The following is a 15712-nucleotide window of genomic DNA, read 5'->3' on the forward strand; positions in this document are numbered from 1 at the left end:
TGATCACACCATGGCAGGAGACCTCACCAAACACGGCACGAAGCTGTTCCTTTGAGGCAATGTCGCACCTGCCATGGCCAACGGCCTCGATATCCAGACCATGATGCCCGCAACGAGCTTGGATATCCTTTCCGAGCTGTCCACCAGCACCAAGCAGGAGTATCTTCACGCCCCACCTCCCAGCGCCTCGTACACAGGAAGCCTGCAAGGTTCCACTTCCGCAAGGCACGGATAGACTTTGTCTTTTTCCGAAAGGATAGGATCTGAAACAGGCCACTCAATGCCGATCTGGGCATCCGACCAAAGGACCCCCCCCTCATCTTGCGGCATGTAGTAGTCACTGCATTTATAGGAGAACACTGCCTCGTCACTAAGGACGCAAAAACCGTGGGCAAAGCCTTCAGGAATGTAGAGTTGGCGGCCATTCTCCTCGGACAGCTCAGCCCCCACCCATTGACCAAAGGTGGGCGAGCCCACACGGATATCCACCGCCACATCGTAGACAGCGCCTTTAAGCACATGAACCAGTTTGGCCTGAGGATGGGTCAGCTGGAAATGCAACCCACGAACCGTTCCGGCTTTAGACATGGAACAATTGTCCTGAACAAAACGCGAGGTAATGCCGAACGAGTTGTACCGTTCCTGATGCCAGGATTCAAAAAAATAGCCTCGCTGGTCGCCATACCTTGTCGGTTCGATGAGTTTAATGTCCTTAATGGACGTAGAAAGAATCTTCATACCTCTTCAATCCCATATGAAAGCATCGACAGCAGATACTGACCGTAGCCCGTTTTCAGCATAGGCTGTGCAAGACGTTCGACCTGCTCAGCGTCGATGTACTGTTTTTTGTATGCAATTTCTTCAAGACATGCGACTTTAAGCCCTTGCCGGGCCTCGATGGTCTCGATAAAGCTTCCGGCCTGCATAAGACTGGTGTGGGTCCCTGTATCCAGCCAAGCAGTCCCGCGAGACAATTTTTCCACATGAAGAGCGTTCTCTTTCAAATACATTCGGTTGATATCCGTTATTTCCAACTCCCCACGGGCTGAGGGTTTCAGTTCAGAGGCGAACTCAACAACACGGTTGTCATAGAAATAGAGCCCAGTCACCGCCCAGTTCGACTTCGGTATTTCGGGTTTTTCTTCAATGCCCGTCACCCGTCCTTGCCCGTCAAAGCTCACGACACCGTAACGTTCGGGGTCCGAAACCCAGTACCCGAACACTGTGGCACCATTGGTTCGCTCAACAGCCGCCTTCAGTTGGCCGGTCAACCCCTGTCCATAATAGATATTATCCCCCAAAATAAGGGCGACAGGGCTACCCCCGATGAAAGAGCGTCCCAATGTGAACGCCTGGGCCAACCCTTCGGGTCGCGGCTGTTCTACATAAGAAAAATCAAGTCCCCACTGGCTTCCGTCCCCTAAAAGCGCACGAAACCGTGGAAGATCTTCAGGTGTGGAAATAATCAAAATTTCCCGAATTCCCCCCAGCATCAGAATAGACAAGGGGTAATAGATCATGGGTTTGTCGTAGACGGGAAGAAGTTGCTTGCTCACAACCTTTGTAATGGGATAAAGCCGTGTCCCCGAACCACCGGCCAGAATAATACCTTTCATGGTTTTCTCCTTGAAGCCGTGGTTAACTCAACATTACCTTTTTGCATAATTTGTATCAATCCACTGTCTGTAAGCTCCACTTCTCACATTGTCCACCCACTCCATATTGCTCAAGTACCAGTCCACTGTCTTTTCAAGGGCATCTTCAAAGGTAAACGCAGGCTCCCAACCCAGTTCATTTTTGAGTTTAGATGCATCGATGGCATAGCGGAAGTCATGCCCGGGCCTGTCTTTGACGTACACAATGAGATTTCGGCTCGAAGCACAGTCACTGCGCCCCAGTTTTTGATCCACCAAATCGCAGAGAAGATGCACGATCTCGATATTCTTCCGCTCAGCCCCCCCGCCAATATTGTATGTCTCCCCATCTTTTCCATCACTGTACACCTTCCAAATGGCGCTGCAGTGGTCTTCCACATAAAGCCAGTCCCTGACATTCAGTCCTTTGCCATACACTGGAAGAGGCTTTTGATCCATGACACTAAGTATCATCAAGGGAATCAGTTTTTCCGGAAACTGATAAGGGCCGTAGTTGTTCGAGCAGTTCGTAACAAGAGCAGGGAACCCATAGGTCCGATGATAGGCCTTCACAAGGTGGTCCGAGGAGGCCTTTGACGCAGAATAAGGGCTGGATGGATCGTAGGGGGTCGTTTCGGTAAATGCCCCCGACTCTCCCAAGCTGCCATACACCTCATCCGTGGAGATATGGTGAAACCGGGTGAGCCCCCGGCCCTCTTTCCAGTTACGGTATGCCACATCCAGCAGATTGAAGGTACCCTTGATATTGTTGTCAATAAAGGCCTCGGGCCCGAGAATGGAACGATCCACGTGGGATTCTGCTGCAAAATGAATCACGCCGGTAAAGGCGTATTTTTGAAACAGAGTTTCAAGAAGTTCCCTGTCCAGAATATCACCATGTACAAAGGTATAGCGATCATTGTACTCGCAATGAGAAAGACTTAAGGGGTTCCCGGCATAGGTCAGGGCATCCAAATTAACAATATGAGTGTCTTTGTCTTCAGAAAGCAGGTAACTGATAAAATTTGATCCGATAAACCCGGCTCCACCCGTCACAAGAATATGATTCTTCATATCTTCCCTATAATGATTATTTAAAATATAAAAGCCACACCGGTACACGATATGGCTTTTATGAAATTTCTAACGGATTGTATCAGGATTTTTTGGGGGCAGGTTCATCCCTCACAACAATCCGGTCCTTGTTCATCTCAAATATCTTGTTGCTGATCCCCTTCACTTTCATGATATCTTGAGGGTTTTCAAAGGGGCCCACGGTGTCCCTGAACTCGATGATACGTTGAGAAACCTTCTCACCAATTTTTTTTAGGGTAGACAACTCTTTAACAGAGGCGGTATTGATATTAACTTTCGCGTTAGTAGAGGCAGCCGCTGAAAAAGAAAAAAAGCATACCAGGGTGAGGATAGATAGAATAGCAAGTACAAATCGTCTCATTTGGTTCTCCTTAAAGTCTTGTAAATCATTCATGATGATCAGAAAGGCATTCCAAAGACTCCACAAGCATCGAACTAACCCACTGCTTTTTGATTCTTTTACCACCCAGACAAGTTTTTTAAAAGCTTTTTTATACAATCGCCCAATTAGTGCGAAGCTGGCTTATATTCTGGAACAATTTCCATCAACTTTGCCCGAATGTCATCCCCACGATACTCTTCCGACAACGCGCTTAGACTATCGATATTCCCGTTTAATTTGACGAGGTCCTTTTGCCGCCCTTTCAACACCATAATTTTTCGGTGTTCCGTGGGAACAATCCCTTCGCCTTCCGTAATCAGCTCCTCATAAAGCTTTTCCCCTGGCCGTAGACCAATATACTTGATCTCAATATCCACATCCGGCTCAAAACCAGACAGGCGGATAAAATCACGTGCCAAAGCATCGATTCTCACAGGCTCGCCCATGTCCAGTACAAATATTTCACCGCCCTCGCCCATGGCACCAGCCTGGAGAATCAACTGAGCCGCCTCGGGAATGGTCATAAAATAGCGGGTTATCTCTTTATGGGTGACGGTAATGGGGCCGCCCTCCTTGACCTGCTTCTTGAAAAGCGGCAAAACGCTTCCCGCACTACCAACCACATTGCCAAAGCGCACTGCCATAAACTTGGTCTGGCACCCCTCTTTATGCATCTGGTTTAAAACCATCATCTCGGCAACCCTCTTGGTCGTGCCCATGACATTGGTAGGCCGCACGGCCTTGTCCGTGGAAACCAGCACAAAACGCTTCACACCATAGCTGAGAGAAACATCAACAACATTTTGAGATCCGATAACATTGTTTTTCACGGCCTTCCAAGCGTATTGCTCCATCATTGGCACATGTTTGTAAGCAGCTGCATGAAAAACAATTTCAGGATGATACTTTTCAAACGCCATCTCTAGCTGATTCGGGTATTGGATATCGGCAAGCAGAGGAACGATATCAAGTTGCGGGAAAAGATGTTTCAGCTCAATATCTATCGAGTAAAGAGGGCTTTCAGCTCTTTCAAAAAGAATGATTTGCTTGGGATTGAACCGGCAGATCTGACGACAAAGTTCAGCCCCTATAGAGCCCCCGGCACCGGTAACGAGAACCGTACTTCTATGCAACATTGTATTGATCAGTCCGGTGTCCAGTTTTACATTATCCCGCCCAAGCAGATCATTATATGAAACATCCCGAATTGTACTGACAGAAACATCACCAGTAATAATTTCACCGATGCCCGGGATGGTCTTATAAGGAAGACCAGTCCCTTTGCATTCAGCAATGATTCGCCTCATCTGTTTGGAGGTTGCTGAAGCGATAGCTATCAAAAGCACTTCGGCGTTTGTTTTCCGTACTATGTCAGGCAGATCGCTGACACCGCCAAAAACCTTTCTACCGTGGATATACTTCCCTTTCTTTACCGGATGATCATCGACAAAACCAACAACTCGATAATCAAGCCCGACATTGTCTTTGATTTCTCGAAATATTTTTTCGCCACTATTCCCGGCGCCGATAATCAACAATTTTTGTTTCTGCTTCCAAACCGATTTGCCTTGGCACTTAAATAGCGCTGGAAAAATCAAGCGTGCCCAAGCTTTGAATCGCCCTTCGAAATAAATACGAACAAGCACTCGAAACCCAGAGACAAATAATACAGTTAAAAACCAATCGATTATAAAAATTGATCGAGAAAAACCATTAAAGCGGTTTATATAAAGAATAAACAAGACGAGGAATGCCGACCCGAAAGTGGATGCTTTAAGAACATTAAAGAGGTCCGTTATGCTTGTAAATCGCCACATGCCCCTGTACAACTTAAAATTTGCAAATGAGGCGATCTTTATACTTACAACCCAGAACAAACTCTCCTTGAAGCGCACAGCCATTTGAACAGGAATATCAAAATCAAATCGTATAAAATATGAGAGGTAATAAGCCATGCACACTATACAGAGATCGGCAAAAAGAACTATAAGAAGATTTGGGAGAGATTTTATATATTTATTCATGACAATCTTTCGAAAAGCTATCGTCTAAACAAAGTGGTTGCGAAATGTTAGGCAAATTCAAAAATCTTATTCTGTTTTCCCATTGAACTCATTGGACCATTTCACGTTACGGATATATAAAGAGGTAATGGAAAAAACTATAAAGCCAAGAACTAAAAAACAAATACATAAAGGAGTGTCAGATCGACATACAATTAAAACGATTCCTACCCCTAACTGCACAACGCCGTATCCGGCTGAAACCTTCCAGTGGTCTATTTGCAATTCATTTGCAAGGATCTGATACAAATGCCTACGATGAGGCTTGCTAAGAGACTCACCGTCTTTTATTCGAATAGCCATCGTCGTCAAAACGTCAGAATAAAACAAAAACAGAAAGCCACTCATACAGACAAAGTCACCGAAATCAAGAGCCAAGAAAAGAACCATACTTCCAAAAGCAAAGCCTAAAAGAATACTTCCAATATCCCCCATGAAAACCTTGGCAGTCGGCATATTAAATGGAAGAAAACCCAAACACGAAAAAGAAATACAAAGAGACAGAAAAATATAGTTAGGCTCAAATCCAGATACAACAGAATAGACTGATAACAAGGCAAAGGCAATAACACCAGTGATACCTGCAATACCATTGATTCCATCCATAAAGTTATAAAAATTTGAGGTCCCAACAAGGTATATTAACATTGGAATAAACAAAACATCCCCCGCCAGGTACGCGCACATAGGATAACAATCGCAAATAACTACTATCAGCGCACACACAAATTGTACAAACAATCTAAACCGGGGTGAGAGCTCCTGTCGGTCCCCCCAAAAACTGATCATAGCCAAAGTCAAAACAGCAAAAACATAAGCAATAGATACATCGCTACACAATGCCCAAAAAACAAAACTCAACAGTATTCCTATCCCACCACCTTTCGGAACAGGTTTAACATGAGAACTTCGATCTGTAGGAATATCAATAATATCAAACTTTCGACCATAAGTTCTTATTACAAAGGCCCCCGACAAGCCAACAAGAAGGGATGTTAAACAAACAATATAAAGCATCATTATTTCGATATTTTCTCTAAGCCTTTATCCAAGGCAACAGGTTTGTAGCCCAAAAGCGATTCAGCCTTTTTATATGAATAAATACTGTTTAAAGTAAGTTTTTTTACAACATCGATCTTATCGGTAAATACCATAGGCAAAAAAACGAATATCGCCTTAAGTTTGTAAGCGCGCTTTATGGACGTTAGTATTTCGTAAATAGTATATCCTTCGCCACCAAAAACAAAAAGCTCATTATAGGCTTTTGAATTGCCAATACAGTTATAAATACCACCGATGATGTCATCAATATGAATTAACGTCTTCCTGTTGTCCCCCCTACCAAACACCGGAAAAAAATGCATTTTTCTCACAAAAGCAATCATTTTTCCCACATTACCTTTATCGTTTTTGCAATAGATTGTTGCAGGGCGAACAATGGAATATTTTAGGGAATCATGCTTTTCACATATATCTTGCAAAGCCTTTTCTGCCAGAAGCTTGCTTCTTGCATACGGAGATTCGGGATAACATTCATCTTTTTCAGAGTAGACTGAATTTTTGTAATTACCATAGACGGCTACCGTTGATACATAGACAAACTGTTTTACACTTGCCTTAGAGTATTTATTGAATAGATTGATCAACTCAACAGTACCGGAAAAATTAGTGTCATAATATTCTTCTTCTCTCGCCTTAGGTGTATGGACCAAAGCGGCCAAGTGGATAGCAGTATCAATGTCTTCAAAATGTTCTTTGGCGATTTGGGTAAAACCTCGTGAAATATCAGCATGCACAATATTGAACTCTCCCACTTGAGAAATTCGATCTGCATCGGCTTTATCTTTAGCAATCACTCGAAGAACATTGAAAGAGCAACTTTTCAGGAGAAGCCGTAGCAAGCCTGTACCAATTTGCCCCCCCCCCCCGGTAATCAAAATATTTTTTTTTCTCAATTTACTTTGTATTCCATGTAATACGTTTGTCGGAGCGGAAATAACTTATTCCTATTTCAACGATGGCCCGTCCAATAAACATAGGTTTAAAAAGCACACCCACCTTGCTAAAGTGATATTTCTTATACAAGAAGTAAAATGCCATATAGTAGGACCAAATTGCTTTGGTACTATTGAGCTTGCTGCTTTGACCACCATAGTGAACCAAAACCGCATGAGGAAAATACATCACATCTTTCCCATCGTCACGAACCCTCCGGCAAATATCAGCATCTTCTCCATACATAAAACTAAACTCATCAAACTTACCGATTTGATTAAAATAGTCTCTTGAAATCATAAGAGCGCCTGCCGATATAGTATCAACTGCTTGAATTTCTTCAAACTCATAAGACTTCTTGTAATAACTGCTATACTCATCAGAAAAAAACAATTTAAGAAAAGGAAAGAACTTAATAAACCCAAACTTAATTGAGGGAAAATCACGACATGAAACCTGAAGACTTTTATCTTTATTCAAAAACTTTGGCCCTACGACTCCGGCATTCTTGTTTTTACACAAAAAAGAATGCAATTTTCCTGGGACATTATTTTCAAACACCATGTCGCTATTCATAAAAAAAATGTAAGCCCCTTTTGCGTGCTGAGCTGCTTTATTGTTTGCTTTTGAGAAGCCGACATTTAAATCGTTATAAATATATGTATAGTTATCGTATGCTAAGTTTGAAAGTTCGTGATATGACCCGTCTGTAGATGCGTTATCAATAACTATGACCTCAAAATCGATATCCTCCGTCAGAGCATATATGGAGTCCACACATTCATGGGTTAGTTTCTTTGTATTATAGTTAATAATAATAATTGATAAATCCATAACACCAATCTTTCTTTTGTTATCATTCCCCAGCATAACGGAGAGCTTGAATATTACTCACTCTAAGCGATCCCCATGTACAGAACCTGTTAGCTTTCATGCCTATCTTCGTATTCTTATGGTGCATATAATTCCAAGTAATTTGCGCAAGTCCTCTGCGGTCGTAGCGAAATATTCTCAAACCCAAAACCTGTCTCCGGTTTATTGAAGCTGCCCAATAAACAACGATGTGTATACATAATGTATATAGTTTTTACGTCCAACAATCAACACCACTGAGGACAGAGAAAGTTGACAGAACTGTAATCAAAGTATGAACGCTGTGAGCCACTTCTCCACATCTCCCTATCCAACCCATACGATACCTCACCCAACGCAAATTGTTTCACCCGAAAACAAGAGCCTTTAGGAAGTGGGCATTTTACGATGAGCTACTTTAAAATTCACACTTAAAATGATTTCAGGTTTTGTAGTTTTTTTTTATCTTCCTTTCTGGTCTTTGACCTGAAAATTCAGGGCGGGGATTCAAACGGCACGATTGGAGCGGTTTAGCTTGGAGCGCCACCATGACAAGTGAGGACATACAAGCTGACTGTACAATTTATTATTTTTTTCTATTCTGAAAAAAACCATACAAACAGTATTGAGATATATTTTGTTCAAGCCAACGAGATTTTACAGGCATATGCATAATGCGCATCTTTTCAAATCCATGTGAGCACATTGTTTTAACCAAAAGGTCTTCATCATAAAACTTCTTGTGATCTTCATCGGTGTTATAAGCATATTTGCCAGGAACTCCGGCAACAAAAAAACCACTATCAGCCAAGACCCTTTTGATTTCCGATAACAAGCCATTTGGATCACTTAAATGCTCTAAAACATTGTCAAGTATGACACCATCAAAAGAACTATCAGAAAAAGGCAATATATCCTTACGCATAATACGCGCATCACAGGAATTCAGTCTACAATAGTCAACGTTATATGGGTTAATATCGACTCCAACAGCGCCTCATGATTAATAGTTTCTAATACCACAGCCAACATCTAATACCTTTCCTGGTAAATACTTATTAATACGAGGATATAAATACCATAACTTATACAGCTTACCCAACCTACTTCTTGATAACAAATATGTATTGTATTCTTTAAAATTCATTTCAAGCACTTTCGAAAAGTTGGATAAATCGAGAAACTGACTCATACTGCCTAAACATCTCTGGCAACAGAACATTCATTTTTGGATTAAACTTATTTTTATTGACAATCATCTTTTTCATTGCATCGACAATCTCACCGTCATAAGTAAAAAGCTCTCCATTAACTCCTCATGCACCTATTTCACCATTCACATCACTTCAGCAGGTGATACTGATAATCACTCATCACTTCCCTGACACTCCTTCCGAATATGAGGGCAAGACCATGCAGTCAGCTTTTGTGATAAGCTCATAGGGACACTTGACAAAACCATGAAAATTAACATTTTTTTGGACATGCAATTGAACGCACTTCTCCTGAAGACTTGGCAGAAGAGGGCCTACGCCAACAAAATCAATTTCACATGGAAACCCAGATACTTTGAGTTTATGAATCGCTTCAATAAGGAGCAAAGGATTTTTTCTACTTGTTAAACTCCCAAGAAACAAGAACTTGAAACCTTGATTTTCATCATTTTTTTGATGCGTTACCTTGTATTTTGATATACTATATTCGTCAATAAAATTTCCAATAACAACTATTCGCCTGAGCCCCAAAACCCTTAGCTGTTTTCGCATTGTATAGGACATAGCGACAACAGTATCAAATCGATGCAAGAGCAAATAATGAGACACGGCAAGAAGAACCCCTCTTAAACCATAATCATAAAAATAGTTTTTTATGAGGTTTCCACGAACACTGCTAACAATCATTGTATAGGAAACTAAAAAAGAGCTAAAAAGGTCTGCAGAAAAGGAAAATGAAACCGTAACAGTACATTTTTTTCCACCATTTGCATTTATCACCTTTTTGAAAAATTGAAATTTATGTCTCCAACCACGAATCTTTGCAAGTGAAATAATACTGACTCTAGGATCTAAGCATAATGAGTTATCGATTGTATCACTCTTCAGTGGGACAATATTGACATTAACATGATCAACAAGACTGTTAGATAAAGCAATAGCCCCCTTTACAGGGCCAGCAAGCGTGAAGGAGGGAACAATGATAAATACCGTTTTTTTCATTCTTATTCCAGAGGTATTCTATTAGATTAGCTTAAACCCAAAAGACTATTTGCCCGTGAGTCCCAATTGTATGATTCCAAATATTCTTTATGCGCAGTACAACCAATCTTACTATAAATAGAACTATCTTGAGCCAAGAGTTTTAGGCACGTATTCCACTCTTCATCATTTTCAGGATGAGCCAGCAGACAGTTGTGCTTGTCGTGCAGGATTTCCCGAATAACAGGCAAATCGGAAGCTATAATCGGTACCCCTGTTGCCATGTACTCAAACATTTTCATTGGAGACATCCACTTTGATGTGTCATGCCCTTTCTTGCTTCCAATGGAGACACTTTTTTGATAGGGCATCAAAAGCACGTCCATTAAACTCATGATACGAATTGCTTTTTCATGTGATACATGCCCCATGATTTTTAAATTGTCTGACTGATATTTTTTTCGGCTTTCGATAACATCCTGTTCGTTCCCTCCGAATATCAAAAAGCATTTATCCGGATTCTTCAATGATAATAGAGAACTAGTTTATCGTACTGCTGCGGCCTTCGTATAAATGCCCAAAATAACCTGAAACCAATGAAAACCGATCAAGTTTTTCACAACCAATTATATTTCTACGCTCTCCAGGCTTGTGTTGAGATTCAACGCGCGTTATTCCTGAAGGGGCTGCATCAGGAAGTACGACTATATCGCAAAGCCGTAAACCAACATGCTTCTCCAAATCGTCATGCAATGCTTCCGATATTACGACTGTTTTAACCTTTTTATTCTTCAATAGAATCGACTGAAAAACTTTCCGAAAGCCATACTCCAAATGATGCGTTTCGAATATTATATTTTTCATTTTTATCCATTGGAGAAAAAAAACAGCGTATAAGTTCCTGGAAATCAAAAGATTATCTTTGAAACTGAAACGCATTAAGGAGCATACAATGTCAACAAATGACTTAAACGCAATACGCGCATTGATCCCCGGGGTTATTTCGTTGCAAACAACCGGCTTGCAGGTCACATGTTTCAAGTCCACGCCATAAAAATTTTCAAGGACATGTTTTGAAAAAGGAGAAAATGCCTGATTATGGGCATAGTAAAGATCAACTCTGTACCCCAAATTAGAAAAGGCCTCGCACATCCTCGCTACATGAATTGAATTCGCACTTTTAGAAGGCATCAAAGAGGGTGATATGTATATTATACGCATAATAAATTTACTAACTAATTTACTTAGAGTGAAAACCAATCCCAGGAAATTGAATGAAACCCCAGGGAAACAATGGGGTTTTATTTAAAGTACAATCTATCCTTGCAATCGTCAGCATACGGAACCATGAGTCCCATAAATTAGATTCGTACCAGTTACGGGAATACCTGCTCCAATGAGTGTGAACCCGATTGTTCACGGGCCTTTGTAGCGTTATGAAAGATCTTAATGCTTCATACACTGCTCTTTTACCCTTAAGCTTAGCAAGTTTCTTAAGATTATGATATAAAAGAGTCTTTGACCTGGGTCTTACATAATGATTTTCTGCAAATCCACCATCAGCATTCTGCTCACCAAGAAGCGTAGTGCTTGTTAACAACAAGTGAAGCTTGATGCTGTCATTGAGTTTGGAAAAACCACCTGTAATTATACTGATGGCATCATAATCATAGCATCCACCACCACCATAATAAGGTGCATAGTGCCCCTTATCGTCTGACAACGCCAACACACCTTGAGCTGCTATCCTTGATTTCGGGTTATCGATATTCAGATATTCTAAAATTTCATATTGGTGGAATCCATTCTGAAATTGGAGATAAGACATATCTTTACAATTCCCCCAAAACCCGTTGGGATTCATGTTTTGAATATGTAGATCGACCCACTGATCTATGAGTACCTGCGTATTTATACCGAGATAATCCCGACTATAGATATAAAGAATAGCCATAAACATGGCCATATTACCACTTTGAGGCCTTCCGTCAAAAGCCCCTATTGATGTCAGGTAATTCTTGACGTCACGGCGCATCAGCAACCGAACCAACTCTTCCAATCGGTTATCGTTAAGCCTATCAATGATCCAAAGGGAACTCAGTGTAAAAGTGAGCAGTTGCAAAAATGGCTTGTCATATACCAGCTCGTAGTATCTCTCTCTCGCCTTTTTATATTTGAAGAGGTTATTGATCAACACCTCGGACAACACATCATTATTTGATTCAAATGACTTAAGGTCACGCAGCAAGTGAAGACCAAAGATAGCAAAGCACAGAGCAAAGGGCGTTGTTTCAGAGTTGAGTGTGAACCGAAATTGTGCTTCTCCGGTTTTGCACGCGTGTATGTACGATGAGTAACCCTGTTGGGCATTCGCCAACTTTATTCCATTTATGTTCTTCAACTTCTCTGCTCACATGTGATTAAGGTTTTAATTAATAATTTAGACTCTTCGAATCATCTATCACTTCTGATCATAATGACAATCATAAAATTTGGCACTTGGGCATATTTAGCAATATCCTAAAACGCTATCTTCAGTTAAAGAATCCCTGACACATCTCTTCTGTGCAGCCTCTCGGAATAATGTTTTTTCGAATCCGATTACCCTATCGGCTATAATTAGGCCCAGAATAAAGGCAAAGTTTATGAAATGGAAAAAACCGGAAAAAATGAGTTCAATGAACATCCCGAAAGAACAGGAGTAGACGATTAGCATCATAGATAAACGCTTGAGTTCATTACCCATTCCACTTGCCATAGCCTGCATTAAAAACAGTATGACCAAAATCACAAAAACAAAAAATGAACATAGAAATATGATTCCATAATTAACCATAAAACTGAGGTAGGTATTGAAACACGCTATACCATTCATTGCCAAAGCGTTATAGCCATGCCCAAAAAGGGAGTTAACAATAGATCCATTCTCAAAAAAGTCGATCGTATTCATCCAAAACCGTATTCGGTCCCAGGCATTGGGATCATTTAACCTGAACTTTATATTCATGAAACCCACAATTTCATCAAAAAAAGCAAAAGTTAAAACCGAAAGGATGCCCGATAAAAGAAAAAAAATCAAAATGCACATTTGAAGATGTGATTTTTTAATTTTCAGTTTTAAGGAACAAGCAAGGCTAGCACAAAGCGCTAACACACCACTCCTGCTTCCAGAGTAAACCAGAAAGCCAAACAAAATTACACCTGTAAAAACATAACGTTTCTGTTTATAGACTGAGTAGAGATATATCGAAAACAAGACGCCCAACCCCATCAATGCCCCGAAGTGGGTTGGATCACCTACAAACCCGTGTATTCGACCGTAAGATACTGATTGCGCGACCAGAACTGGCCCAATGTTTATATTAACCCCAAAATACAAAACTGCAATGCCTATGAAAACAGACATCGCAGCAACCATTATAACCACTTTCGAGACCAGCACAGTTAATCGTTTCAGGTTATTGGTATCTTTTGCAAGATAGTATACACTAAGAGCAATTATTAATATATCAACTGACGAACCAATAATATTGTCTTTTATTGCTCTCATAGGCCCACCGATAGTACTCAGCAGAATATAGGCATAAAAAAAGAGAAGGATTGTAAGAATCCATGATACTAACGGTGATTTAAATTTTGTATTGAGAAGAAGCGATTTTAGGAAAAGGCCACCTCCTATACCCATCATCATAAATATACCAGGATAGTGCAAAGGCCTGAGCGCTTGTTGTCCATTAACTTTAAACTGAAACGAAAGACAAAAAAAGAGAAAAATCAATCCTGTGAAGACAATTATCTTTTCGCAAAATCGCTTATTTATTATCATATAATTTGCTTATCGAATCAAATGTGTATATTTTGTTGTCGGGAAAACACCCCTCCAAAAAACGGAATAGAAAACTAAAAATAAGCTATGAACATATAGATTTAAAAATATCCATATAATTACGAGATGCTCGATCTATTGAGTAATAATTTCGAGAAACATTCACATTGTCCACATAGTGATTATAATTCGATCTTGCCTGGTGGATTGTTTTTGAAATATTTTCAATATCAACAGGAAAACCGTTTGTTTTGACAATTTCCTGGCTGCTTCCCTCATTGGGATTATAAATTACAGGTAAGCCGGATAAAATTGCTTCAAATATAACATTCGGACAGGCATCTTTAATTGCAGTATGGACGAAATAATGAGTTCCAGAATATATTTTTGCCATCTCCGAACTGTCCAACAATCCTTTTGTTATTACTTTTTTTTTATCTTTGTTCTTAGGCCACCTGCCAAGGTGAACCATTTCCACACCTTGATGCTCGGATATTTTTGCAATCCAATCGTGTTTCTTGATATCGTTATCAGTTGCAGTGGCTGAAACGAGCCTTATTGTACCGTCTCCTAAAGGGGGGCGAGGTTCAGAATTAAAAAATCTTTCATCAGCGCCATTATGAATAACGACATCTTGATGATTTTTATAACCGTATTTCTTAAAAAAACTGCGTTGATACTCGCTTTGAAAAATTACAAAGTCAGCCATATTGGCAAGTTTCAAAGTCTTTCGATCGTCCATACAGGCATATATATAACTGCGGGGACCAAGCTTGTGTGCATGTCGCTTTAAGTTGACAAGCCTCACCACTATTTTCAAATCAATCCCCTTCTTTCTCTTCTCCTCCCTGAGTTTTAAAACCTTTTCCAAGGGAATTCTCTTGCTGCCGTTAAGGGGCCCCATTCCGAGATCGTTCATGAAAAGTATGTCATAATCATCTTGTATATCATCAGCAATGGCAAAATCATCGCTGATGGATAGGGCCTTATGCAACGTTTTAATAAAATTATTCGCCCCCCCCCAAGGTGAATCAATGTGCTTGTAGTTGAAATATATCTTTATTTTATTGTTGGCTACCATAAAGACCCCTGATAAATACAAACAAAAATGACCTAATATTATACTTTGATGATACTAAAGATTCTGCATTTCACACATCCGTGAAAACTTTGAATCATTATTCGTTTTTAGTTGACTGTATGTCCCTTCTTCAACCACATACCCATTGTCTATAACATATATGTAGTCACAGTTTCTTATCGTGGACAATCTATGGGCGATGGTTATTATTGTAATTGTTCCTTTTAGGGATTCTATGCTTTTTTGTATATATTTTTCTGACTCAGTATCTAAAGCACTTGTCGCTTCGTCCAATATCAAAATCTCGGGCTTAGTATACAGTTCACGGGCAAATGAGAGTCTTTGCTTTTGCCCACCCGAAACTTTAACTCCACGGTCCCCTACATTGGTCAAAAACTTGTTTGGCATAGCACGTATAAATTCGTCACAGTTTGCCATTTTCGTTACATCGGATACTTTGCTCTCGACTTCTACCGGGCTTAACTCTGTTTCCCAGAAGCTTATATTATTTAGAATGTTATCATCAAACAAGTAGCTATCCTGAGTCACATAACCAATAAGGTCCCTGTATTTGACTGTATCCATATCT

General features: G+C 40.5%; 17 protein-coding genes (1 of these 17 cut by a window edge). All 17 read right to left on the reverse strand.

The window, feature by feature from the left end; genetic code table 11:
• Positions 1 to 169, reverse strand: the start of a protein-coding gene (gene rfbD / locus ACOYW2_RS14230) for a dTDP-4-dehydrorhamnose reductase (protein ID WP_482770841.1). It extends 737 nt beyond the left edge of the window; the window shows 169 of its 906 coding nt (coding positions 1-169); the start codon lies at positions 167 to 169; its stop codon lies beyond the left edge, outside the window.
• A complete protein-coding gene (gene rfbC, locus ACOYW2_RS14235) occupies positions 166 to 738 on the reverse strand; it encodes a dTDP-4-dehydrorhamnose 3,5-epimerase (RefSeq protein ID WP_482770842.1) in 573 nt (190 codons plus the stop codon). The genes rfbD and rfbC overlap by 4 nt, the downstream gene beginning before the upstream one ends.
• Entirely contained in the window at positions 735 to 1616 is an 882-nt protein-coding gene (gene rfbA / locus ACOYW2_RS14240) for a glucose-1-phosphate thymidylyltransferase RfbA (protein ID WP_482770843.1), read from the reverse strand. The genes rfbC and rfbA overlap by 4 nt, the downstream gene beginning before the upstream one ends.
• Before the next feature lie 33 nt (positions 1617 to 1649).
• The gene (rfbB, locus tag ACOYW2_RS14245) at positions 1650 to 2708 is read right to left on the reverse strand and encodes a dTDP-glucose 4,6-dehydratase (RefSeq protein ID WP_482770844.1); all 1059 of its coding nucleotides are present in this window, start codon (positions 2706 to 2708) and stop codon (positions 1650 to 1652) included.
• An 82-nt stretch (positions 2709 to 2790) separates the two neighbouring features.
• Positions 2791 to 3090: a ComEA family DNA-binding protein gene (locus ACOYW2_RS14250; RefSeq protein WP_482770845.1), complete on the reverse strand. Its 300-nt coding sequence runs from the start codon at positions 3088 to 3090 to the stop codon at positions 2791 to 2793.
• A gap of 146 nt (positions 3091 to 3236) precedes the next feature.
• Complete coding sequence (locus tag ACOYW2_RS14255; protein ID WP_482770846.1) at positions 3237 to 5135, reverse strand: polysaccharide biosynthesis protein; 1899 nt, start codon at positions 5133 to 5135, stop codon at positions 3237 to 3239.
• Between the two features lie 66 nt (positions 5136 to 5201).
• Positions 5202 to 6194: an MraY family glycosyltransferase gene (locus ACOYW2_RS14260; RefSeq protein WP_482770847.1), complete on the reverse strand. Its 993-nt coding sequence runs from the start codon at positions 6192 to 6194 to the stop codon at positions 5202 to 5204.
• Positions 6194 to 7129 carry an NAD-dependent epimerase/dehydratase family protein gene (locus tag ACOYW2_RS14265; RefSeq protein ID WP_482770848.1) on the reverse strand — a complete coding sequence of 312 codons (936 nt, stop codon included), beginning with the start codon at positions 7127 to 7129 and terminating at the stop codon, positions 6194 to 6196. The genes ACOYW2_RS14260 and ACOYW2_RS14265 overlap by 1 nt, the downstream gene beginning before the upstream one ends.
• A gap of 1 nt (position 7130) precedes the next feature.
• Entirely contained in the window at positions 7131 to 8003 is an 873-nt protein-coding gene (locus ACOYW2_RS14270) for a glycosyltransferase family 2 protein (RefSeq protein WP_482770849.1), read from the reverse strand.
• Between the two features lie 604 nt (positions 8004 to 8607).
• Positions 8608 to 9000, reverse strand: coding sequence for a class I SAM-dependent methyltransferase (locus tag ACOYW2_RS14275; protein WP_482771030.1), 393 nt, complete (start codon positions 8998 to 9000; stop codon positions 8608 to 8610).
• A 394-nt stretch (positions 9001 to 9394) separates the two neighbouring features.
• The gene (locus ACOYW2_RS14280; protein WP_482770850.1) at positions 9395 to 10237 is read right to left on the reverse strand and encodes a glycosyltransferase; all 843 of its coding nucleotides are present in this window, start codon (positions 10235 to 10237) and stop codon (positions 9395 to 9397) included.
• Positions 10238 to 10263: 26 nt separating this feature from the next.
• Positions 10264 to 10743, reverse strand: a complete 480-nt coding sequence (locus ACOYW2_RS14285) for a glycosyltransferase (protein WP_482770851.1) — start codon at positions 10741 to 10743, stop codon at positions 10264 to 10266.
• A 13-nt stretch (positions 10744 to 10756) separates the two neighbouring features.
• Entirely contained in the window at positions 10757 to 11347 is a 591-nt protein-coding gene (locus ACOYW2_RS14290; protein ID WP_482770852.1) for a hypothetical protein, read from the reverse strand.
• Positions 11348 to 11456: 109 nt separating this feature from the next.
• Positions 11457 to 12617, reverse strand: a complete 1161-nt coding sequence (locus ACOYW2_RS14295) for a hypothetical protein (RefSeq protein ID WP_482770853.1) — start codon at positions 12615 to 12617, stop codon at positions 11457 to 11459.
• A 108-nt stretch (positions 12618 to 12725) separates the two neighbouring features.
• A complete protein-coding gene (locus ACOYW2_RS14300; protein WP_482770854.1) occupies positions 12726 to 14042 on the reverse strand; it encodes an O-antigen ligase family protein in 1317 nt (438 codons plus the stop codon).
• Between the two features lie 85 nt (positions 14043 to 14127).
• Positions 14128 to 15123 carry a glycosyltransferase gene (locus tag ACOYW2_RS14305; RefSeq protein ID WP_482770855.1) on the reverse strand — a complete coding sequence of 332 codons (996 nt, stop codon included), beginning with the start codon at positions 15121 to 15123 and terminating at the stop codon, positions 14128 to 14130.
• 54 nt (positions 15124 to 15177) lie between these two features.
• Positions 15178 to 15708 (reverse strand): ATP-binding cassette domain-containing protein, encoded by a 531-nt coding sequence (locus tag ACOYW2_RS14310; RefSeq protein WP_482771031.1) that lies wholly within the window; start codon positions 15706 to 15708, stop codon positions 15178 to 15180.
• Between the last annotated feature and the right edge of the window lie 4 nt (positions 15709 to 15712).

This window comes from Desulfoluna sp. CLI2B (assembly GCF_056847375.1).